17 protein-coding genes and 5 pseudogenes are annotated in these 22,910 nt (G+C 59.6%); 10 read left to right on the top strand and 12 right to left on the bottom strand.

The window, feature by feature from the left end; genetic code table 11:
• Positions 1-23: 23 nt before the first annotated feature.
• Genes HU230_RS43930 through HU230_RS40575 form a run of 4 tightly spaced genes read right to left on the bottom strand, consistent with a single transcriptional unit; the run spans position 24 to position 2,952 of the window.
• The gene (locus tag HU230_RS43930) at positions 24-260 is read right to left on the bottom strand and encodes an SAM-dependent methyltransferase (RefSeq protein WP_321576394.1); all 237 of its coding nucleotides are present in this window, start codon (positions 258-260) and stop codon (positions 24-26) included.
• Positions 261-290: 30 nt separating this feature from the next.
• On the bottom strand, positions 291-1,646 hold the full coding sequence (nodC, locus tag HU230_RS40585; RefSeq protein WP_173640803.1) for a chitooligosaccharide synthase NodC: 1,356 nt from the start codon (positions 1,644-1,646) through the stop codon (positions 291-293).
• Positions 1,647-1,663: 17 nt separating this feature from the next.
• Positions 1,664-2,323, bottom strand: a complete 660-nt coding sequence (gene nodB / locus HU230_RS40580; RefSeq protein WP_166104841.1) for a chitooligosaccharide deacetylase NodB — start codon at positions 2,321-2,323, stop codon at positions 1,664-1,666.
• Positions 2,320-2,952, bottom strand: a complete 633-nt coding sequence (locus HU230_RS40575) for a NodA family N-acyltransferase (protein ID WP_173640802.1) — start codon at positions 2,950-2,952, stop codon at positions 2,320-2,322. The genes nodB and HU230_RS40575 overlap by 4 nt, the downstream gene beginning before the upstream one ends.
• Before the next feature lie 837 nt (positions 2,953-3,789).
• On the opposite strand from HU230_RS40575, the gene nodD1 reads away from it, so the two are divergent.
• From nodD1 to HU230_RS40535, 8 genes and pseudogenes are all read left to right on the top strand, one after another.
• A complete protein-coding gene (gene nodD1, locus HU230_RS40570) occupies positions 3,790-4,734 on the top strand; it encodes a transcriptional regulator NodD1 (RefSeq protein ID WP_029084501.1) in 945 nt (314 codons plus the stop codon).
• A 619-nt stretch (positions 4,735-5,353) separates the two neighbouring features.
• Positions 5,354-6,349 (top strand): annotated as a pseudogene (locus HU230_RS40565) (LysR family transcriptional regulator).
• A gap of 612 nt (positions 6,350-6,961) precedes the next feature.
• Positions 6,962-7,171, top strand: a complete 210-nt coding sequence (locus HU230_RS40560; protein ID WP_176533550.1) for a hypothetical protein — start codon at positions 6,962-6,964, stop codon at positions 7,169-7,171.
• 122 nt (positions 7,172-7,293) lie between these two features.
• Positions 7,294-8,007: a MerR family transcriptional regulator gene (locus tag HU230_RS40555; protein ID WP_173640800.1), complete on the top strand. Its 714-nt coding sequence runs from the start codon at positions 7,294-7,296 to the stop codon at positions 8,005-8,007.
• Positions 8,008-8,501: 494 nt separating this feature from the next.
• Positions 8,502-8,795, top strand: a complete 294-nt coding sequence (locus tag HU230_RS40550) for an ABC transporter substrate-binding protein (RefSeq protein WP_224924228.1) — start codon at positions 8,502-8,504, stop codon at positions 8,793-8,795.
• Positions 8,796-9,815: 1,020 nt separating this feature from the next.
• Positions 9,816-10,073: pseudogene (locus HU230_RS40545) on the top strand (transposase); the annotation flags it as partial.
• An 84-nt stretch (positions 10,074-10,157) separates the two neighbouring features.
• A pseudogene (locus HU230_RS40540) lies at positions 10,158-10,687 on the top strand (LLM class flavin-dependent oxidoreductase); the annotation flags it as partial.
• A 1,417-nt stretch (positions 10,688-12,104) separates the two neighbouring features.
• Positions 12,105-12,479: a NolY gene (locus HU230_RS40535; protein WP_173640799.1), complete on the top strand. Its 375-nt coding sequence runs from the start codon at positions 12,105-12,107 to the stop codon at positions 12,477-12,479.
• A gap of 935 nt (positions 12,480-13,414) precedes the next feature.
• On the opposite strand, the gene tnpC is transcribed toward HU230_RS40535, so the two are convergent.
• The 5 genes from tnpC to HU230_RS44430 form a co-directional block, all read right to left on the bottom strand.
• Positions 13,415-14,986 carry an IS66 family transposase gene (gene tnpC, locus HU230_RS40530; protein WP_166213725.1) on the bottom strand — a complete coding sequence of 524 codons (1,572 nt, stop codon included), beginning with the start codon at positions 14,984-14,986 and terminating at the stop codon, positions 13,415-13,417.
• A gap of 52 nt (positions 14,987-15,038) precedes the next feature.
• Positions 15,039-15,392, bottom strand: coding sequence for an IS66 family insertion sequence element accessory protein TnpB (gene tnpB, locus HU230_RS40525; RefSeq protein ID WP_166073804.1), 354 nt, complete (start codon positions 15,390-15,392; stop codon positions 15,039-15,041).
• Positions 15,385-15,843 carry an IS66-like element accessory protein TnpA gene (tnpA, locus tag HU230_RS40520; protein ID WP_166073826.1) on the bottom strand — a complete coding sequence of 153 codons (459 nt, stop codon included), beginning with the start codon at positions 15,841-15,843 and terminating at the stop codon, positions 15,385-15,387. Before tnpA ends, tnpB begins: the two co-directional genes overlap by 8 nt.
• A 47-nt stretch (positions 15,844-15,890) precedes the next feature.
• Positions 15,891-16,169 (bottom strand): RNA-dependent RNA polymerase family protein, encoded by a 279-nt coding sequence (locus HU230_RS44435; RefSeq protein ID WP_224944061.1) that lies wholly within the window; start codon positions 16,167-16,169, stop codon positions 15,891-15,893.
• Between the two features lie 110 nt (positions 16,170-16,279).
• Positions 16,280-16,519 carry a reverse transcriptase domain-containing protein gene (locus HU230_RS44430; RefSeq protein WP_224924226.1) on the bottom strand — a complete coding sequence of 80 codons (240 nt, stop codon included), beginning with the start codon at positions 16,517-16,519 and terminating at the stop codon, positions 16,280-16,282.
• 376 nt (positions 16,520-16,895) lie between these two features.
• On the opposite strand from HU230_RS44430, the gene HU230_RS40505 reads away from it, so the two are divergent.
• Positions 16,896-19,130 (top strand): hypothetical protein, encoded by a 2,235-nt coding sequence (locus tag HU230_RS40505; RefSeq protein WP_173640798.1) that lies wholly within the window; start codon positions 16,896-16,898, stop codon positions 19,128-19,130.
• 404 nt (positions 19,131-19,534) lie between these two features.
• A pseudogene (locus tag HU230_RS40500) lies at positions 19,535-19,963 on the top strand (transposase); the annotation flags it as partial.
• Positions 19,964-20,057: 94 nt separating this feature from the next.
• On the opposite strand, the gene HU230_RS40495 reads toward HU230_RS40500, so the two are convergent.
• From HU230_RS40495 to HU230_RS40485, 3 genes and pseudogenes are all read right to left on the bottom strand, one after another.
• Positions 20,058-20,870 (bottom strand): TIM barrel protein, encoded by an 813-nt coding sequence (locus HU230_RS40495; protein WP_173642972.1) that lies wholly within the window; start codon positions 20,868-20,870, stop codon positions 20,058-20,060.
• A 62-nt stretch (positions 20,871-20,932) separates the two neighbouring features.
• The gene (gene iolG, locus HU230_RS40490) at positions 20,933-21,928 is read right to left on the bottom strand and encodes an inositol 2-dehydrogenase (protein WP_173640797.1); all 996 of its coding nucleotides are present in this window, start codon (positions 21,926-21,928) and stop codon (positions 20,933-20,935) included.
• 50 nt (positions 21,929-21,978) lie between these two features.
• Positions 21,979-22,757, bottom strand: a pseudogene (locus tag HU230_RS40485) (ABC transporter permease); the annotation flags it as partial.
• Between the last annotated feature and the right edge of the window lie 153 nt (positions 22,758-22,910).

Genomic DNA, 22,910 nt, shown 5'->3' with positions numbered 1-22,910 from the left:
TCTCCGTTCTTTGCCGTGCGCGCTTAATCCTGCGGCATGACATCCTGCACGGTAATTCGCTGGCAGTGGGGTCCCAGCATTTCCGTGAATGCGAAGGCTGCACCTCCGACTTCAAGGGCACGCGTAACATCCCCATTGGAACGCGACATCCGAAACATTTGCGCGTAACGCTCCTGTTCCAACGGGTTACTGTCGAGGCGCCACTGATCACCAACAGCAAGATCACGCTCGAACAGATGATAGTTCTTGTCCAGTCTCATGGGTCGATTAACCTGTTGTTATTGGCTCGATCAATCGCCACCGCACATATTGTCAGTCGCCGGCTCGCCCGAGGAACCGCGCGACCTCCGCTTGCGAATTGCTTCAACAATTTCTGCAGTAGCTGCAGCGCTCGATCCGGTGTTAGTAGCCGGGATAGTGGCCTTCTTGTCCCCTGCGCTCGGCACATTGACGAGCTTACGCGACAACCAATCGCTATTGCTCAATGTACAAAGCGCATAAGCCTTCAAAGGAAGCAGGATAAATATATTGATGGGCGTATGGAGCGAGAAGCCGATAAAGCGCAATTCGCGGGCACGAAACGCCGCGACACTGCACCGGATTATTGTCATTGCAGCAATTGTCAATCCCGTCCACCAGGGCACCGAACCGCCGATTGCGAGCTGTGCAAGCGCAGCCAGTGATGACAATACGAGGAGTAAAGGGCCGAGATTTTGTCCGACAACGTCTAGCGTGAGATAGCCATCGAGTTCGGGCAGCAGGCGCAATGCAAGAAACGTGTCCCGAAAGGTACTCCGTGCCCAACGGAGTTGCTGACGCAGATACGGCCCAAGGCTGTCGGGTACGACTGTTGCCGCGATGGCATCCGGGACATACTCGGTTCGAAATCCCGCTTTGAGCATGAGGATAGTTAGGTGGCGATCCTCGCCAAAATCGCTCGGCTTTCCGCGAAAGAATTGCGTTTCGTATTGATCAAGCAGCAAAGCGAGGGCGGAGCGACGATACATCGCGCAGGGGCCGCAGCAGCACATGACTGCACCGAAGCGAGCCTGTGCCGCGCGCTCTTCGTTGCACGCTAGCCAGTATTCCATATCGATTAGCTTGGTTAGCCAGGTTTGGCTGCGGTTGCTCGCTATCAACTGGCCCATGGCGGCGCCGACTTCCGGCTCCTGCATCTTCAATGCAAGCTTCTTGACCACGTCAGCGGCTAGTATCGTATCCGAGTCGACGTTGAGCACCAGGTTCCCGGACGAGCTACGTATAGCGGCGATCTGCGCCTTGCGCTTTCCAACGTTCTTGGCCAGCAGGATGATGCTGAATCTCGGATCGTTCGCATAGAGGTCGTGTACAGGCCCCACGACATCGCGATTTGCAGATCCGTCGTCGACCACATAGACTTGCAGTCTTCCACCGTAGTCTTGACCTGCAATCGACTCGAGACATTTGGAGAGCGTGTTCGGGTCCTCGTTGAAGCAAGGCACGATGACGTCCACGCTGGGCAGAGCTACCTCGGATTGGCCCAGATCGGTCTGCAGCGACGAGGTATTCGCCGGCTGAGCATAGAGCGCTTGCGCGCTCTTGTAGACAGTTGAGAGCAGCGCATAAGACGAAACGGCGACAGCGCTGGTTGTAGCGAGCAGGTCCATTTTGGGGCCAGTTTTGTTTAGTGAAGTTGAGGAAGCGGACGGATTGCAAACCCGCGCTGTTGCAGAACCGGTATCAGATGTGACAGCGCCATCACCGTCTGATCACGCAGAGTGGCATCGCTGCAGAGTCTTTCCTCACCAGGAGGATACCCGTCGTGCAGAAGTACAATTGCGCCTGGACGAACGGCCGCCAGCACTGAATTCACAATCCTATCGACGCCTGGGCGCGACCAATCTCTCGGATCGACCGACCAGTGCAGAGCTGTGAGGCCAGCGCTCGCTGTCGTAGCGAGCACCGCTTGGGTCCATAAGCCGTAGGGTGCTCGCATGTGCCTGGGCGAAGCCTGCGGGCATGCCGAACGGATCGCCTTGCTCGTCGTTAGCACTTCATCGTGAACCACCGCTGGTTCACATCTGGAGAGATCCGGATGCGTCATCGTGTGGTTTGCAACCTCGTGTCCTTGCGCAATCATTCGTCGAATGAGTTCAGGCTGATCGGTCACGTACGTGCCGATAACGAAGAACGTCGCCGGCACCCGATGTTGCGTCAGCACATCGAGCACGTCGGGCGTGCAAAATGGATTTGGCCCATCATCAAAGGTCAAATAGACACAGCGACTTGCGCTGACGTCGGCGTAGTCGCGACGCACCGCAGACAGGGGGACGAGCCCTTTCACAGCTCAGGCCCGTTCCGGTCGATGATCGTCCCGGCCGGCCACTCGCTGATCGGGCGTCCGAGCGGGAACACCACCACGAGAACGTCCTCGATCCGGACCGGCGGCAAATTGGGATACACATCTGCGTGGGTGGACCGGACGCGAATGCCGGACATGAGGGTTGCCAGCCCCTGCCTTCCAATCAGTCTGGTAAGGTGCTTCTCAAGCGCGGGCCGAACCGTACCAAAGCCGAACGGAACCCCGAGCTCCTGCAGCGCAGGATACATCACGCGCATTGAGTGGCTGATTCCAAGCCCCTCGAGATCCGGACGCACCGCATATAGTCCCAGTTCGGCCACGAGTAGATCGCCCCCGTCAATCTTGATGAAGCGGCGTAGGGCGCCGATGTGAGCAGCTACGCCGTGCGCGTCGTAACCAATTACGCGGACCTCCGGCCTTGCACCGGCCCAACTTCGACTCCCCTCAAATGGCTGCGCATTAAAAGCACCGGTCGGCCCATAGCTTTCGCGGAAAAACTCAGCGAGCTCGGTATGGTCGCCCAGCCGCAGCTCGCTTTCCCAATGCAGGCTCCACTGCACTTGAGGGCGCGCGGAACGACTTTCCGCCGACCGAGATCCGGGAATATTCATGACGGGCTTCCCTGCACCAGTGACGTTAAGAGCGGAGGTGGTCACGTGAACAACTCGCTATCGGCTGAATCGCTGATCAATACTCGAATGCACTGACGTGGGGCGCCGGCGCCCGGCTCAGTTCGCCAGCGGCGCGGCAGAACGGCCCCCTTGGAGTGGCGCCTTGGCCAGAGAAGAGGCGATCGTGCAGTCGGCGCTGGTCATCCCAGTCAATGTCATGTCCGAGATCTGCCAGACATGCCGACGTGGCGCGTGGATTGTCCGGCACCTACCCGCATTATCAAGAGGTTCGGTCCGGTCCAGGATTGCTATCGATGCTGTGCGGTCTGATGGCGCCCCATCGATGAACGAGATCTCACCGCAAGCGCTCCCGATCGGCCCCAGATCAACTTGGGTCATATGCATCTTCGACACGCTCTGAATGTGATGGACAAGCAACTATTTGGCTGGTCGCGGGTGACGTTTGGCATCCGCAATGTGCGCCTGCCTCTCGGTTCCGACACTAGGGTGAGGCGTAAGCCATCTCTAGTGTACGCGGGTAAACCACAAATATGGAAAGGGATGGAAGACACATACGAACGTTTATCGGCAGTACGAGCGAGCGCCGTGTCAGGCCGCTCGTCGCACCGAGAAGAACAGACGTTGCTCGGATAGCGCGCCGACACCCGCCCCTAAACGGATTCGGCAGGTGCCCGCACACCCTAGCAGTCCGTTTCGGAACTCGCGTAATGGCAAGCAGCCATCGTGGTACGCCTAATCAGTTTCCAAACTGATGTTTGCTATCCAACATTCCGTTGTTTCGATAGAACTCATCAACACGATGGATAGACTCACAACATGCGGTTCAAGGGACTTGATCTAAACCTTCTGGTTGCGCTCGATGCTCTGATGACCGAGCGAAACCTCACTGCGGCGGCACGGAAAATCAATCTGAGCCAGCCCGCGATGAGTGCTGCGATCGCGCGGCTGCGCATCTATTTTCGCGATGAATTGTTCACGATGAGAGGTCGCGAGCTCGTCCCAACGCCCGGCGCGGAGGCGCTTGCGAGCCCTGTCCGCGAGGCCCTGCTGCATATTCAACTCTCGATCATCTCAAGGGACGCGTTTGACCCAAGTCAGTCGAACCGACGGTTCAGGATCATTCTCTCCGACTTCATGACAATCGTCTTTTTTCGGCGGATTGTGGATCGTATCGCACAGGAAGCTCCGGCAGTACGCTTCGAATTGCTACCATATTCCGATGAGCCCGATGAGCTACTCCGCCGCGGCGAGGTCGATTTTCTCATTCTGCCGGAATTGTTCATGTCGAGCGCGCATCCGAAGGCGACGTTATTTGAAGAGACTCTCGTATGCGTGGGATGCCGCTCGAACAGGCAGCTGTCAGGGCAGCTTACGTTTGATAAATACAATTCGATGGGACATGTTGCGGCCAAGTTCGGGCGGGCGCTAAGGCCCAACCTCGAGGAATGGTTTTTGCTTGAGCACGGCCTTAAGAGACGCATTGAGGTCGTTGTGCAGGGCTTCAGCCTCATTCCGCCTATACTGTTCGACACGAGCCGCATAGGGACAATGCCCTTACGGCTCGCCAGACACTTCGAAAAGCGGACGCCTCTGCGGATCGTCGAGCCACCGCTGCCGCTGCCCCAGTTCACCGAGGCCGTTCAGTGGCCAGCCTTCCACAACACGGACCCGGCAAGCATTTGGATGCGGCGGATACTGTTGGAGGAGGGATCCCACATGACGTCTGCGAATCAGAAGAGCCCAGCTCGCAGGCGCTGCTAGGTCGGGGCCACGAGCCGCTCTCCGCACGCTGCAAATACCGTGTTCGGCCTTTGGTCGTATTCGGCCGCTTTCTCATTTCGCCGTGTCGGGCGGCGCCCTCCTTAAGAGGCCACTCAGCCGTCGGTCAGTCGCAAACGCCTGGCAGGCGCTGACCGTAGATGCCGCAAAATGTGACTCGGTGAGCTTGCGTGAAAGCACAGCGCTCACCATCGCGGCAACTTCTCAATAATGTTTGATTCGTCCAATCAATGTCTTGAACCCCACGCCGCGTCAGGTTGTAGGCACGCTGCTGGGACGCGTTGCGCGGCCATCGACAGGGGCATCGGCGAACTTACGGCTCTGGCCATAGCACCAGGGCCAGCGCCAGCCGTAAATTGACCAGGTCGTGTTGCGGGGTTGCCGGAGTGTCGAAATCGATCAGCTCCGCGGCTCCCGATACACTCCAGTCGCCGGTCGTTCGCCGACCGCCCTCCGCGCCCTTCTTACGATGGCTTCCGCGAGCTTCTTTCGCGATCGCAGGATGGGAACGGATTCGTTTCAGGCGATCCGATGAGAGCGCTTCAGAGCCGCTTTCGCTACTCTAATGTACCGCAACGACACTCGCGCAGGATAAGACGATATGCGCTTCAAGGGCTTGGATCTAAATCTTCTCGTCGCGCTTGACGCTCTGATGACTGAGCGCAACCTCACTGCAGCAGCACGCAGGATCAACCTTAGTCAGCCAGCCATGAGCGCGGCCATTGCCCGGCTGCGCTCCTATTTCCACGATGATCTGTTTGCAATGAGAGGCCGGGAACTTGTCCCGACCTCACGCGCCGAAGCGCTGGCAGCTCCCGTTCGCGAGGCGCTGACGCACATTCAGCTCTCCATTATCGCTCGGAACGTGTTCGATCCCGCTCAATCAAAGCGCCGATTCAGGATCGGCCTTTCCGATTTCATAACAGTCGCATTCTTCCGAAACGTCGTAGAGCGCGTTGCGCGAGAAGCTCCCGCCGTCAGCTTCGAACTGGCGGCGCTTGCTGATGATCACGATGAGATTCTCCGGCGCGGTGAGGCCGATTTCATCATCTTGCCGGAACTATTCATGTCGTGAGCGCATCCTAAGATGAGCCTGTTTGAGGAGAGACTCGTTTGCGTAGGCTGCGGCGCGAACAGCCAGTTGCTCCGACGGCTAACATTTGATCGATATATGTCCATGGGGCACGTTGCGGTGAAACTCGGAGGTGCGCGCAAGACCCCCACCGAGGAATACTTTTTACTCGACCTTGGCCTCAACCGGCGCATCGACATTCTCGTGCAGAGCTTCAGCATGATTCCGCCCCTGCTGGCAGGCACGACTCGCATAGGGACCATGCCATCAAGGCTCGTTAAGCATTTCCAAAGATTGATACCCCTTCGGATTGCCGAACTCCCGCAGCCATTCCCCACATTTACCGAGGCGGTCCAATGGACTGTCCGTCACAACAGCGATCCGGAAAGCGTCTGGATGCGAGAAATACTGCTGCAGGAGGCGGCCCGCATGGCATCTACACGTGAAGAGCGCTTCATCATCAACGCTTCGGACCAAGCGGACACTGGCGCAGACTTCGCAGAGTCTAGCTCGCCGTTGTCGTAAGGACGTCCGCAGTGCGTAACCTCTATCCGAACGCATGTCTCGACGCGGCCAATTCACGCTTGTTCCAATGACACCGGTTATTGGCAGATAAACTTCGGTCAGTTTCGGCCGATGGCTATCAGCCGCTGTGCCGCTCGCATTCAATCATCCGACCGGCGCGCGAACTGCGACGCAATGCGGTCGATTGCGTTGTTTGCAACTTAACCCTCAAAGACGAAGCACGACGCGCCCGCCGCCGCTCCAGCTGGGGTCTTACGCTGCACCCGGCCTCTCTCTTTGGCGCACCAGGCTCGATGCACAACTTGGAATCAGCTTCGGACCACGCGCCGTCCACTCTCAGAATCAGTAGCTCCCAGGCAAGAGCTCGATTCGGATTAGCCGGCGTCACATCATCACCCACAGTGAGCGCTGTGCTGATCGATTGTGCAGATGAGGTACATCCCCGCAATTTCGACGCAGCATCGCGCAGCCGTGTTGCCGTATCGCATCACCTTCAAGCGCATCGCATCTTCGTCGCTCCGCGCCGCCGGTCCGACTTCTTTTGGCCCTACCGCGGCCAAACGTCTCGACGACGTGCGCGACCCTAGCGCGATGACAAACAGGAGCTGAGCGTTGGAGCAATACAGCGGCGTATTTGATCCGGAAGAACTTTCCGGCTTGGGAAGTCTTTTTGATAGTGCAATCACCGCGTCGCCGCCATCGATGCGAACTCCCGATAATCGAACGGCGATCGCAAAACTCATTTTGGAGCGGACAGCAGCGAGCGAGGCTCGACTGGCATACCTGATGAACTTACTGGTTACCATTTCCCCTCAGGGTTGATTGCCCGCCATTCTAAGGATAGTCACCATCTCTTGCGCTGGAATGGAAGACGATCCAGCTAGAGCTTTGAAATAGCTTGAATCATACGTGACGTCAGGTTGTAGGCTTTGAAATTGAACAACATGAGCAAAGCTACACCACGAAGGCGTCGATGGCGCATTGGCGAACTTGCAGAGGCGACCGGAGTGACGGTACGCACGCTGCATCACTATGAACACACGGGGCTCTTAGCTGCCTCCGAACGCACCGACGGCGGCCACAGGATGTACGACCGCGAAAGCGTTCAACGGGTTCATCAGATTCGAGCGCTGCGTGAGCTTGGTTTCTCCCTTTTCGAGATCGGTAAGGCTATGGAGCGTACGACTTCACTTACGGACCTCATGCGCAAGCATTTGGAGCAGATAGAGCTTCAAGTCGCTCGTGCAACCCTGTTGCGAGATCGCTTACGCAACATGACGACGGACAGTGAAATCCAGGTAAGTGTTGATGAGCTACCCGCCACCTTGGATGCCATGTCGCGGGTCGAGACGCGTAGGCAGCCCTCCCGATGCACTTGCAAGTTGGCTGCAGATCACGAGGAGCGGTGGCGGCGGATCCGCGATGAGCTGCGCGAATGCATGGATAGGGCTGAGCATCCCTGCGGCGAGCGGGCAAAGGCCGTCGCGATCGCAGCACGCTCGCTGATCGGCGAAATAGCCGGCGCCGATTCGCGCGTTTCGACGATCCTGAAGGTGCTTGCACGGTTAAGCGCACCTCGCACTCTGGCCGGTTGGGATCCCCACCTCATGCAGTATCTCGATCTCGCCCTTGCTGGATTGGAAGATCAGCCGTACTGATTGCGGCGCCAACGGGCGGATTGTCGGACGGCCCGGTCAACATCAAAGCGCGTTAAAGCGCCGGTTGATCTGCTGGTTCTGATTCGTGCCTGCCGTTCTGCGGCCTCACTGGGCCTGTCTGCGTAGCGCGTCTTTGGCGATCCGCCCGCCTAACGCACGGCCACTTGCTGCAACTGGCGGCATGAACCCCGAATGGGGCTTGAACCGCACGTAACGTCAAATTGTAGGCTCTAGCGAGATTGAGGTCTGGCGAACTGCCGCGCATGGATTCGCTTGCCGGAAGCAACCGCATCGAGCTGCAGCTGGCTGACCGCGGCGCTGGCCGTTCACTTCATTTGAGATTGGGAGTTCTACAATGCTAAATGGGCGCTACGCTTCGGCTGCAAGAGCAGCGCTCGTCTTCTGCGCCATCGCCTCGACTGCGCAAGCTTCCGACGTCAATATTGCCGTGGCTGGCCCGATGAGCGGGAACAGCGCTGCGTTTTTGCGCGCCAATGCGCGATGGTGCGGTGGCCTCCGTCGAGGCATTGAACGCCTCGGGCCCAATACCAGATACCAAAGTGATGTTGAGCGTCGCAGACGACGCCAGCGATCCGAAGCAAGCGGCCGCAGTTGCCAATAGGCTCACAATGGACCGAGTCCAGTCAGTCGTCGGCCACTTTTGTTCCCTCTCGTCGATCCCAGGCTCCGAAGTCCACGCCGAAGCGGACAGGCGGTGGGGCGGGCCGGTTCCTTCAACGCCTCGCGAGTTGTCGTGGCACTTCGTTCAGGGGCGACCGATAACCTGATCGGGCCGCTCCGGTTCGATGGCAACAACGCGGCTCCCGCCCTTCTGGTCTATCGCTACGCGACGGGTGTGTTGAAGCCGTCGAGCAGAACTGACCGGCGCGAACGCATCGTTTCCCTAAACAGCGAATGACATGAGACCTTCTCAAGACCTGGCAGCTGCAATAGTTGCGTCCGCCCTTGTACTGGCGGCTCTCGGAACACTTCTTGCGTTTGCTGCAGCGCTCGCAGAGCTCCCCGATGTCGACACGCTCGATAACGAGCTACGTCCGATGATAGACAAGTAGTACCGTGCCAACCCTCATTGTTTGCGAGTCTTTTAAGCAACGGCCTGATCGCTTAATGGTTGGCTACCCTGATCGATGGGCTTGTTGGCCATATGAGCCCTCCATTCACCCTGCAGCATTTGATTGGCGCTGTCGGGAGGTGCTGGCCGTTATCCTTTCAATCGCCGAAGCCGCGAAAATCGATTTTCGGCAACATTCCAGCCTATGGAGTTCCCGTGCTGACAAGTGCCCCTGCCCTGCACAGCTTCCAGGGCGCCAGACGCTGCGTCGTTTACGTCCTCTCGCGCTAATTCGAGCTGCGCAAGTTTCTCGTTATGCCCTTCCGCCAGACAGTTTTCTGCGCGAATTACAACTTCGACGTCAATGGAAACCCCTTCTCGCTGCCGAGCGCCGCAACGCACAACTCACCCAGCGCTGCGCTCAAATCGCAAGGCACACATACAGATCAAGACTTCACCATGTGGCACGCACTCATCAAGCCGAGCATGTTGACGCGCCAATCGAGTGCTTTGGCAAGATCCGGGATACCTTCAACGTCGGCGACGGGATCCTGACGCATCCTTCAGCTATCGACGACAAGGGTTCGCCTAACGGGCCTCTAGGGCAGATCGATGAAGCCCATTTGGCCCCAGTCGGATCGTCTGCGGCCCCCTCCAACCCGCGCTCGGCAGATGACCAATCATTCCGCGCTTCCTCCGGCTGGAATGCAAGCTCCCCCCTAACAGGGGCTGTCAAATGAAGCGGCCACGATTCACGGAAGAGCAGATCGTCGCGATCTTGAGGGAGCATCAGGCTGGGGCGAAGGCAACTGACCTGGCTCGCAAACACGGGACCTCAGAAGCGGCCATCCAGAATTGGAACGCCAGGTTTGGCGGCATGGACGTTCCTGCGGCCAAGCGATTGAAGGTCTTGGAGCAGGAGAACGCGATGCTAAAGATGCTTCTGGTCAAGCACATGCTCGATGTCGCGGAGCTTCGCGAACTGCTTTCAAAGTAGCGAAGCGACCATCTCCCGGCCGCTTGGTGTCAGGCGCCTCGCGCGCCAGAGAGGCAAATTCAAAAGAGACACTGTGAACAGAGGCCTCATCAGCGCCCACATCAGCCGACCTGGATCGCGAGCAATCGCCCGGAGCCAGCGGCGTGGGCTGCTGCAAACGGCGCCGATCTGGCGTGCGCAGGCCACTCCTCTGCTGTCCGAAACATGACAGATGCGTTCCGCTCTCATCTGGCGCATAAGACCGCCGCGGACGATCGGATGCCATTTCTCGGCTTGCTGCGCATGGTCGTAGTTGCGCAGTCTGACAAAGATGCCCGCGCGGCCGCGGAAGCCGCTTATCAACGATGGCTAAGGAGCTTTAGATTCCCTCACGAATTGAGTGCCACTCCGACGCCGCCTAACTTGCAGCTGACCTTCGATGCAGCGCTTGAAGCGAACTGTGCGTTGTCGGAACGCCAGCTTCCATCCGACAGCTCCTCCTTAACCAGAGCGAGGAGGCGGGCGCCAACTAATATCTACTATGCCAGCTTGCATTCGGGAACCTTCCGTTGGAGGTTTCGCTGTACACAGCAACCACAATCCAATCCGAGATCATGCCTGGCTTTGGCTGAAACGTTCGATCCGATTTTGCTACCTGCGTTCAGCGCCGCAACGCTGTGTGCCATGATCGGCCGCCCTGCCGACAACGCCGATATCCGCCTGCCATCACGCTCGCTGCCTTGCCCCGGACCAATAGAGCATGCTCGAGCACCTGGAGCAGCACCGGGTCAGCCCCGCGGCCCGTCTCATCGGCTCGTGGACCGCGCGAGAATCCAGCGCCATCCAGAAAGGTCAATGACTCCTCGCCCGGGCTATCCGCGAACTGGATGGATCCCATCAAAACTTTCGATTTTACCGGATTTAGCCAAATACCCCATAAGTCGATCGCGATTTCCGGAAAGCACCTTTCACGAATGTCGTGTGGCCATGGACCCCTTTTGCCTTCAGCACAGTCGCAGGTCAGTTCAAGCCACCCCGACCTGGATCCACAAAGATACGTTCGATTCGTCCAAATCGACGCACGTGCGGACCATTTTTAGTCTGTCCCCTGATCGCCGCGTCCGGCGCGTAGTCATCAACCGCGTCCTCGCTTATACCATGGCCATTCCCCCAAAGGCGTTTCAGACGATCGGCGTTAGCGCACTTCCAGTGGCCTCGGTAAATGCGTACGTCGTTTAGGATTCGGCCAGGTGAACCGTCCTCCTCGCCGGAGCTTGGACTTTTCGCCCTGACCAGGTCGGCAGCGCCGTCAATCTGGCGGCTGCAAGCGAGGCCGTGCTGGCAGGTCTGTACCTGCCCCGATTGCAAGATACGTGTCCGACGGCCCGGACGAGGACCCGATCTGCGACGACATGGACAGATCAACTTCGCCAACTTGCCGTCCACTCTGCAACGTCGTGTGACCGTAAATCCTCACTGCGCTCGCTTGCTGAGCCCAGCTCGGTCGGCGAAGGCCAGATCTACGCTCTACAAACCTGCACGATGCTCATCCGGCTTTATCCGCTGTTGTCGATCAACTTTCGACGGGGGCGAGCGCTCTTTGAGTTTCCGGCAAGCATCACACCATCATCTAAGCAATTGGCGCAGCTGGGCGAGCTGCCGAGCTCCCATCTGTTCGCGGGCTCCTTTTCCCCGCCTGGCCGCACGCTCACTGTGCCGAGCATTTAACGATCTGAGCGTGGCAGCCCAGACGATTGTGGCGGAAGATCGCTCTGCAATCCCCGATGAGCCCCAATTGGCTCTCGGCGGCTATGCCGGGCGGCGTCTCACGCACATCCGCGGGCTGCTCGGCTTCAGTCGTCAGTCGCAGTCATGGCCCGCAGGCCCTGCCATTGTACGGCGTCGAGCGAGCGCGACGATCGCCTCAATGGACACGCAGCTGGGACGGAGACATTCCTTGTCGCGCCGCACCTGCCGGCTCTCGCGGACCGCGAAACGCAACACAAACCATCAGGTACTTTACATTCACTTCACCACCAGGAGCACATCGTGGAACTTGCCCCCTCCAATTCCCGCGTACAGAATCTTAAGGATCGGATCGACCTGCAACTGACCATCCTCGCCACTCTCGTAGGCGAGGATGGTGACGCGCTTGACGCGATCCGACTGCTCAACGCACTCACAAATGAAATGATCACGGCGGAGCTGGAGCTCGGCCAGCTCGGCGAGACAAGAACAAGCAATCATGACGGCGGCGCTCGCACCACGCACATGTCCGGGGACCGCGGCGCTTATTACCCGGAAGACCTTCTCGTTTTGGGACGCCTGTTCGATCAAGCCGTCGATGCCTTGCCGGCAAACCTGCGAACTCCGGCCAACCGGATGAAGATCGCGAAACTCATTTTCTCGCGTGCCACGGAGTGAGATTTCGTTGACGGTTTGATGTGGAGAGCGCTTTTCCTGGCCGAACAACGCCGGCTGCGATGGTACGAACAGAGTATCATAGCGAAGCGCAGCATCCAACGAGCTAACCTGGCATGCGGGCGCCGCCTCCATTACGCCGTCTGCGACTGATTCATTAGCTATCGCGGTCGGGTCGGGTACGTCGGACAATCACGCATTTGCACTGCAACAACCCAGTTTGATTTCGCCCCTTAGTTCAACTTTTGCTCTTGCTTCGGGACCTCATGGCTCTGCTACCGCCGTGCGGAAGCCGGATAACGAGAAAGCACAGGCCGCCCGGGTGCGAGACACTCACAATGACTGCCAACTCGGCCTAACCTTCGTTTCGTGTATAGTGGTTAGGCCGTTGTTGCGGCAATATCCCCTTATTTGCTGACGACGAACTTCACTCGAACCCTTCTGGGGGCGGCGGCGCACGGTCGTGGTCGAGTAGCTCGGCCATTTGGCTTTGCCCTCGCAGATCCGGGCAGGCGGCTTTCCCGCACCCGGCTCTTCTCGAGGGTAACCCGCGTCATATCCGCGCCTGTGCCCAAGTGCGAGTGATGCGTGGAACGGGCAGACGGAAGCGTGCCGTCAGGGTCTCGAACTCGGACCAACCCATGCGCCGACTTTTCTGGCTGCGCCGTCTCAGACAGCGCATCCAGGTCCGACGCACTTCGCGGTAGAAGCCGTTGAGCGCTGGATAATTGTGCGGCCTGCCGTAGTAGCCGTAGTGTCCACGCAGCACAGCGGCGAACCACTCGTGCTGCGAGGCAGTGGCGCGTGCATGAGCCGCCAGGCCTCGTGGCGCAACGCCGTCAGCTTGCGCGTCAGGCGTTTCCCTTCCGTAAGCGCGATTTTCTTCGCACGCCGGCGGTTTTGATGGATTGCCCTGGTATCGGGCGATACCGAGCCGTTCAGGCAGTGGCGGCTTTGTGGAAGTTGAAGGGCAGCAGGTCTGTAATATCGGCGTCGCCGGCGCGCTGAGGCAATTCGGTGAGGACGTGGCGCAACCACGCTAACGGCTCGACACGTGAGGCGCGGCAGGTCAGCATCAGGCTATAGACGACGGCACTGGCCTTGGCTCCGTCCACGGTATCGCTGAACAACCAACTCTTCCTGCCAGTTGCAAAAACCCTGATGTCGCGCTCCAGAAGATTGTTGTCAATCGGCATGCTGCCGTCCCCGGTGTAGCGCGTCAGATATTCCCATTGGTTTCGGGTGTAGGATACGGCGTCGCCGAGCTTGCTGTCAGGCAAGACCTTCGGGGCCATGTCATCGAGCCATACTTTGAGAGCATTGAGGATGGGGACACTATGTTGCTGGCGGAAGCGGCGAATGCAGTAGGCCTGTGTTTCACCCTTCTCCGGTATTCCGTCCCACGCCCGCCTTTCAACCCGGTAGAGCTGTTCAAAGAACCGCAGCGCTTGCTCGGGCGGACCGCCGCCCTTCTTCCTGGCTTTGAGGGCATCGACAAAGCGCCGCCGGGAGTGGGCCATGCATCCAATGTGGGTGGCCCCTTCCAGCGTGCGCCATGCGGTATAGCCGTCACTCATTACAATGCCACGGTAATCGCCGAGGAAGGCTTGCGGGTGGATTTGGCCGCGGCCCGGCTGATAATCCAGAAGAACGATCGGCTCGTGGCTGCCCTTGCCGCTGCGATAAGCCCACATGTACGATGTGCTGGTGGCCCGTTTGTCCTTCTCCTTGAGGACCTGAACCGTTGTCTCGTCGCCATGGATGAGAGGTTGTGATCTGAGCCGCAGCTTCAGGGCGTCGTAGATGCGATGCAGATGCTTCTCGCTCGAGCCAATCACCCAGTGGCCCAAAGCGCCGCGGCTGACAGGAACACCTGCACGTTCGAAGGCCTGCGCCAGGCGGTAGAGCGGCGTGCCATCGACATATTTGTGAACCAGCGCGAACGCCAGCGTCGAGGGCGTGGCAACGCTGCCCGGCAATGGTTGCGGCGGCATCGGCGCGGTCACGACAGGGGCGTGGATCCCGGTGCGATCGCAATGGCGGCACGCATATTTGAAGCGCACATTCTGTAAAACCTTCGCCTTCACCTCGATATGAAGTTGCTCGGTGACAGCCTCGCCCATGCGATGCATCTGGCCACGGCAGCAAGGACACGCCTTCTGATCGTCGGACAGGTCATACTCGACGCGCTCACGAGGTAGGTTCCCCGGCAGCGGCTTGCGGCCGCGCTTCTTTCCCATTGTGTTTTCGACGGGTGGCAAGCCCGTGTCCGGAAGTTCGGCGATATTGTTCGTTTCACTGCCGGCGTCCTCCTCATCGGAGGCCTGCTCGGCTTCATTGAAGAGACGATCAACATGCTTTTCGCTGCGCGGCGCAAAACGATGCAGGCGTGCCAGCGCCAGTTCTTCCTCGAGCTTGGCGACGCGGTCGGCGAGTTGATGGTTCTCCGCCTGCAGCGCAGCAATGCGTGCCAACAGCACTTCAACACTCGGATCGCCGGTTCGATTCATCGAATTCTTGAATCTGAACCGTACCGACGCGTCAACCGCTCAACTCGAGAGCTCAGCCGGCAACCTGATATTGCCGCACCGGATGGCGGACCATCGCATCGATATCGATGCCGTCAAGGATCCAGTGCAATTGCTCCGTCGTCAGCGTGACGATCGCCTCCTGGCGGCGCGGCCATCGGAACCTGTCTTCGGTCAGCCGCTTCAGGACCAGTACAAAGCCGGACCGATCGAAGAACAGAAGCTTCATCCGGTCGCAACGGCGATTGCAGAACGCAAAAACCGCCGGAGTGAATGGATCGAGCGCCATCGTCTCCTGGACCAGGACCGCAAGGCTGTTGATGCCAGCCCGGAAGTCGATCGGCTCACGGTGCAGATAGACCTGCAGGTCATCGCCCAGTCTAAACATCGCCCAGCGCTCCGATGATCGCCGTCAATGCATCCACATCGCCGCATTCCAGCGCGAGCTTCACGCCATTCGGCAGCGACACGCTCACTTTGGCCGGAGAACAAAAAGCTGGAGTCCCTTTGGGTTCCGAACCACGCACTTCATCGTAAGCCGGCAAATCAACCGTCGCCACGCTGTCTTTTCGCGACAGGTCCCGCTCGGACTTCCCCTCAAGCTGAACCGGGATGAACGCCGGGCGTGAGGACGGCGGCAGCGACCTGGTCGCGCTGTGCTTCTTGATCCACTTCCGAAGGAGGTTCGCGTTGACCCCATGTTCGAGTGCAAGCCTCGATACCGAAACCCCAGGCTCAAGGCAGGCCGCGACAAGACGCTCTTTCGATGCCGCCTCGTAGCGCCGGCGACCGTTCCGGCCGACAAGCCTGACCCGCAGTTTCTGATCATCGTCGCTCATCACAAGGTGTCCACCTATTTTGGTGGACACCTCATGCATCAGGACTCTCAAAAGCAAAAGGTGCGGAGAAATTCGCGCTTACTCCCTTCCGTCTTGTGCTTCACGATAAACCCGCCGTCCCTGGTCCGCCCGCAGTAGTGGGTGAAGCCGAGGAAGGCGAAGGTTTCTGGCCGCCGCTCGCCGCGCCGCTGACGCGAGAGGGCCGCGAACCGGCCAAACTCGATCAGCCGCGTCTTGTCCTCATGGAGCGTTAGGCCGAAGCCGGTCAGCCGCGTCTTGAGGGCAAAGAGCATTTCCTGCGCATCTGCCTTGTTCTCGAAGCCCATGAGTCGTCCGCATAACGCACAGTCACGACGCGACCGCGTGCATGGCGACGACGCCATTGGTGGACCAGAGATCGAGGATGTAGTGCAGGAAGATGTTGGCAAGGAGCGGGCTAATGCCCGCCGCCTTGCGGCGTACCCCTGTCTGTATCTTGCTTCTCGCCGCTCTCAAGAACGCCAGTTCGCAGCCACAGCTCGATGAGCCGTAAGATGCGAGGATCGGTGATCCTGTGCGCCACCATCCGCAACAGCCACTCGTGGTCGACCGAGTCGAAGAAGCTGCGTATGTCGGCATCGAGCACCCAGTTGACGCGCTGGCTCATGATCGCCGTGTGCAAGGCGTCAAGCGCCATATGAGGATTCCGCCCCGGCCGACAGCCGTAGAGAACCCGAGGAAGTCGGCCTCGTAGACGGCGCTCAGCACCTCGGCTACCGCGCTTTGGACAATCTTGTCCTCTAGCGCCGGCACACCGAGAGGCCGCTTACCGCCGTCGGCTTTGGGGATGTAGACTCGTCGCACCGGCTGTGGCCGATAACGACCAGTGTGGACTCGTGCGCAGAGGTCGCGGAGGTTACCCGCTGCCTCCAGCAGCACGCCAGCTTCCGGGAATTGATGCCCGCGGCGATCCGGGCGTTACCGTGCACCTCGGAAAAACGCCCTGCGTCAGCTACTCGTCAGCCAGCTGGTCTACCGGACAGGCTGCGCATTCTCGACTTGATGGGGGAGATATGACGGGCATTGGCCGAACTGGCAATTCGCACATTGGGCCTGCGGAAGCCCGCAGCACATGGGGATCGAGCAGTTCGAGCCCGGAGCCCGGGGCCGCCCTCGGCGAAGGCAGGCAAGCTTTCGACTCCGTCGTGGTGGGGATGCGCCTCGGGCCTCAGGATGGAACGGCGCCGCTCGCAGGCCTACCACCAGCTTCGGGTGCGCCAATCCCGAGTTCCTCAAGTGGCGACGGAAAATCAGCGCAGAAAAAAATGCGCAGTCTGCTTGGGAACTTTATTGCTGCCCAAGCTGCGGTTATGCAAGCTCGGAGCCTATCGGAGACGCAAGACCTGATTGATCAAGGCGTCAAGGCAGGCTCGGAAGTTCTGGAGTATTACGCGAGCCTCCCCTCGGACATGGCGCGCAGGCTTCTTTCCGACAGTCAGGTTCGTCAACTCCGCGACGAGACTCTCGCCTCGGGGAACAACGGCAACGCTGTGGCCATCCAGATTGGCGACAAGCTGGATAAGAACAGGAGCAAAGCAGCAGCCGTGTTCGAGCGGATGCGAGATGCCGGCGCTCCGTCCGACCAGCTGGGCCGGGCGGTATCCAGCGTGGCGAAGCATTACGAAGCCTGCTTGGATTGGTGGGGAAAGAAGGTGTTGCGCTCGGAGCGGATGCGGTCCGTCTATACGGACACCGCCAGCTTGCCCAGCACCACGTCCAAGATGCGGGAGGAGGAAGAGGCCGCGCTACGCCAGCATACCGGCTGGGCACTGTATACGAAGTGCATGTACCTGGAATCGCGCATCGCTCTCGCGCGACTCTTGATCGAGTCGAAGGCGGCCACGTTCGGCCCAGCCGTGAACGACGCCCTCATGGGTGAGGATGGGCGGGTGCGACTGCTTGGGACCTTTATCGCGGATTTTTTTCCGGCATTCAACTCGACTTCCCACGCCGTTCTGGAGGGAGCGGCGCTCGACGCAGACCACTGCACCGTTCTGGAAGGAGTCATGGAACGGCTTTCGGAATTTGCCTCAGGGGTGCACGGCATCGTTACCCGACTAAGGGGCGCCGGAACGGATGCCGACCTTCCGTTGGAACTGTTGGGGCAGATCGCGGAAGGTGCATGGGTCACCGCGGACGACGTCACGCGTCTTTTGGTCGTGCAGCCAAAGACGCCCGCCATGATTGAGCCGCTGGCCCGGACTGCCGTAGTGGTTGAAGGGGGCGCGGCGCGGAGGAAGGGGAAAGGCAAGCGCGCCCCGGCCGCAGGCGAGCGAAGTTCGGCGGCCGGGCTGCGCGAGCCGCAGCTCGCCACGCCCGACGCTGCCACGGCCCCAACAGGCAAGGTGATCGTACTCTCGGATTTGGGTACAAAGAAACTCGCGAGCGCGGAGGAGGCAGACGCGAGGGTGTCATCGTCGGCGACTGGGCACCTGGAGATATTGCAGGCTCCGCCCTCCAGGAAAGCACTGACCGGATTAATCGAGCGATTGGACGAACTTTTGCAGTTCGATCTGCCCGCTCAGCAAAGCACCGTCTCGCAAGCGCGCCAGATGAAGCCCGAGGACGCCGATCACGTCGTGGATCTCGTCGTTAAGCGACTGCAGACGCAGGCCTCCGAGATTGAGGCCAGTGTAGTCGCGCTGGAGGAGCCTCGCCGACGTGTCCTACTCACGCCTGCGCAAGTGCCGGAAGTGCATGACAAAATAACCCGGCTCAAGGCGATGTTGTCCGAGGTGCAGGGACAGGCGAACTCTTTGAAGGCGCGAAAGGCGGCGATCACGATCGATTGCATGAAGACCTACGCGTTTCCGTCCCAGAAGTATCTTGAACAGTTGCGGGCGGCCGGGGAGCTGGCGTCTGTGAATCCACCGCGCGCCTTGAAGGATGATCCGGGGACACTGTTCGAGATCAAGCTGCAGCCCAAGGCCCTGCGCAATGGCGCGATGCCGAGCCCGATGTGGGTGCACATCCATACCAATCGGCCGGTACATGCCAGGCAGTTGGCAACGCTGAGCGATGCCGAGTTCGCCGCTTGCCACGTGAAGTCCAATGACCAACGCGGCTACAATCAGGACTGGCAGAGCGCTCGAGCTGCGACGGGGCGCGAGAACGTCGTGATCCACCGCGGGAAGCTCACGCCGGCGTTCTGTAGGTCCTTGATGAGCACCGCAGTTGGTGGCCATCCGTGGTATCCCCTTCCCGAGACGGAGCACATGTCGACCCAGATGGCGCGCCTGGGGATGTAGACAGGTGGTTTGTCTCGCGCCGGAGCGCCGCTGTGGTGACACGATCAAGTGGCCGTTATCACCGAGAGGAAATCCTCGATGAGCTCGAAGCCGGCACGAACTCCTCGAACAGATCGACAGCGGGGTCCGATTGAAATTCGATCGGGAGCGTCGTGACCACGACTTCCTTTCGCTTGGCGGCTGAACCGTCAAATGCCGGCGCTCAAGTCCAGACGCATACGATCAGCGCTCCTGGCCCTTCATCTTCGAAAGTGAGTACAGATGAACTTCGTCTCAATGAATCGCGTGCGTCAACAAACGGATAGCGTGGACGCGCAAGATGCCTCTCCGGCCGACTCGTCGGCAGAGGCGGCGGCCTTTCACAGGCAGCTGAGCGAGGTCGCTGTCCCGTCCTCTCCCGTGCTCATGCAGGTCCGCGCCCATCAAGCGGATACGACGGTCACACCCTGCGGGACGTCATCGACCGAACCGAGACACTCACCGGCTGCGCGATCGAGCGCGCCTTTGTCGACAAGGGATACCGCGGCCATGACGCACAGAACCCGCGCCGCGTCTTCATCTCCGGCCAGAAGCGCGGCGTCTTCGGCACTATCAAGCGCCAGCTGCGGCGCCGCTCCGCTATCGAGCCCGTGATCGGCCATTTGAAGGCTGAAGGACACCTCGGCCGCTGCTACCTCAAAGGCCGCGCCGACGATGCCGCCAACGTCATCCTCTCCGCCGTCGGTTACAACTTCCGCCGCATCCTCGCTTGGCTAAGGGCTCTTTGGTACCTCTTCCTGGCTGCCTTCTTCTCAGTCACCAGCCACCGCACACCACTCAAATCGGCTTCTTAACCGACGACTACATCACTGGTCTTAGGAACGCTACTGATGGGATTTTCCGGGAGGCGAACCATCTCACCGCGAAAGGCAGACATATGGCTCTCATTTAAAGGCTGGATCGAACAAATGCAATGCTGGTAGACAGCGGCCCTGCCGGATCGGCGAGCGTCTGAACCTCCGGAGAAAACGGCTCGAACGAAAGCGGCATGTCAAGCCCAACGGCCAGCAATGTGCGCAATTGCGCCATGTTCCCGAGCCGATCGTCCGCATCCACCAACACGCGATGCTCATCGCGCATGCCGGAGATCGCGAGTTTCGGATCCGTAACCCCAGAAACATGGACGATCCCGGTCACTTCGGGAAAGAGCTTCGTTTCGCCGGCGAGATGGTGATGGAAGGTGTCGTGAACTAAACGGAATGTGTCAACCCCATCGATTTCGCGGACCGCATCAACCGCCTCGCTCTTCAGGCGCAGAGAGCATATCTCGAAGCCGAGCGGTTCGAGATAGCCGCGAAGGCCCCGATCGGCGAGGATCGGCCTGAGAGCCCTGAGCGCGGCGACAAGATTGCGCTGGCGTACCCCGCCTTCCCGACCGCTGCCGTCGTTGAGCGGCACCAGCGCGATGGCTCCTGCACCGACCGCCTGCGCATAGTCGGCAAGCTCTATCGCTTCGGCTTCCCGGGCCGCATTCCACTGGTTGAAGCGCTGCAAGCTATTGATGGTGAGGATGCGGATACCCGCTGCTTCGGCCGCAGCTTTCACCTCCTCAGCCGGCGTTCCGTCCAGAATCGCGTTCCCGTCGAGGTCGTTGCGGATTTCAGCTCCGGACGCGCCAACTCTGCGGCACAGCTCAAAAAAGGCATCCTGCCGCAGCGATGGCGCCAGAATATGATTGATGGCAAAAGATGGCTCAATCATCGCGTTCTCCGACGTCATGGGGCAGCGGCGCGCCGCCATGCTGTTGTTCATGCGCCAAACAATTACGTCTCGAGCCGTACGACCCGGCCGGTCTCTGCCGATTTGAGCGCAGCGCCGGCCAGCCGAAGCGCCGCGAGACCATCGGCGCCACTCGGCGACATAGCGCGATTTTCGACTATGGCGGCGATGAAGGCGGAGATCTCGTTGGCATAGGCGTCGACATAGCGATTCATGAAGAAGTCGTGCAGCGGCGGGCGGGTGTAGCCGGAGCCGCTCGCAAGTTCGATCGATACCGGCCTCTGGTTTTCGGCCGCCACCATCCCTCTTGATCCCAACACCTCGATACGCTGGTCGTAGCCATAGGTGGCACGACGCGAATTTGAGATAGTACAGTGCTTGCCGGAGGCGGTTTTCAGGATAACGCTCACTGAATCGTAATCACCGGCTTCTCCGATCATTTTGTCGACGAGCACGGACGCTTCGGCGCTAACGCTGACCGGCTCTTCGCCGAGCAGGAAGCGCGCCATGTCGAAATCATGGATAGTCATATCGCGGAAGATTCCGCCCGAACGCTTGATATAGCTAAGCGGCGGCGGGCCGGGATCGCGCGACACGATCGTGACCATCTCGACATCACCAATGGCCCCTTCGTCGATCGCCTTCCGTACCGCAACGAAGTGCGGGTCGAAGCGGCGATTGAAACCCAGCATCAGTGCCTGGCCGGTTTTCTCGACTAAGGCGAGACATCGTTCGACGCGCTCGATACTGAGATCAATCGGCTTCTCGCAGAAGATCGCCTTACCGGCCATCGCGAACCGTTCGATCAAAACGGCATGCGTGTCGGTCGGTGTACAGATGATGACAGCGTCGATGTCGTGCGAGATTTCGATCTCCTCAACGCTCCGGACCTCGGCGCCATAGGCAGACGAAATATCTTGCGCGGCATTTTGGTACGAGTCAGCCACAGCCACTAGTTTAGCTTTGCGGGTTGCAGCGACCCCTTGGGCATGAACTCTCCCAATGCGCCCTGCACCAAGCAACCCGAAGCGAACTGTCATTCCTTCCTCTTTCAAGCTGAAGGGTGGACGCGTCCCCGACACGTCCACCCTTACTTGTGCCGGAAATGGTCGCTAAAGTGTCGGCGCTTCCTGTTGCGCTGATGGTACGTGTCGGTCACGACATGCGGCGACGATAATAACGCCTTTGATGATCGCCTGGCAATATGTTGACATACAGGAACGTGGAGCCAGACATCATCGTGCCGAGGATGATCGTTCCGGCGATCCTTCCGGAGCCGCCTGTGAGCTAGGGTGCCGCCGATAACTGCTGCCGGGATCGCGTCCAGTTCGTTCATCGTGCCCATGCCTGCCTGTGCCGTCTGGGCGCGGGCTGCGGTCACGATACCCGCCAGACCGGCCAACGTGCCGGCGATGGCGTACACCTTGATCAAATGACGCTCGATGTTGATGCCGGACACACGGGCCGCCTGCGCATTCGCGTCTATGGCGTAGGTGAACTTGCCAGCCCAATAGCGAAGACAACCTGGAAGATCACCGCGATCACCAGGAAGACGATAACTGGTGCTATGCCACTACCAAAGAAGGTGAAGCCATCAGACCCGAAATCGGCTGCCCCTTAGTATACCACTTCGCCAATCCGCGGGCAGACACCATAATACCAAGCGTGGCAATGAACGGCGGGATCTTGGTGTAGACAATGAGCGCGCCGTTGATGGCACCGGCAAACAGCCCATACCGATCAGGACCGGGACGACCGCCGGCAGGTGCGTGAGGTCGGGATAAACGACTTTGCCCCACGTCGAGGCTGAGCTAAGCTCGCGGCCACCATCGCCGAGAAGCCGACGACCGAGCCGGACGACCAATCGACGCTAACATGGTGGACAACGCTGACGCGTTGACCACATGCCCATGGCACTGGTGCCGTGTTACAGCCGAAATGGAATATCTGGTGTGTAGGTGAACGTGAATTTGACAGACGAAACCCGCCGTGGGCCGCCAGCGGGTTTTGAAGAGCTGCGGC

Source organism: Bradyrhizobium quebecense (assembly GCF_013373795.3).
Classification (GTDB): Bacteria; Pseudomonadota; Alphaproteobacteria; order Rhizobiales; family Xanthobacteraceae; genus Bradyrhizobium; species Bradyrhizobium quebecense.
The sequence above is the reverse complement of the archived record's forward strand: the minus strand, read 5'-3'. Positions and strand labels throughout refer to the sequence as shown.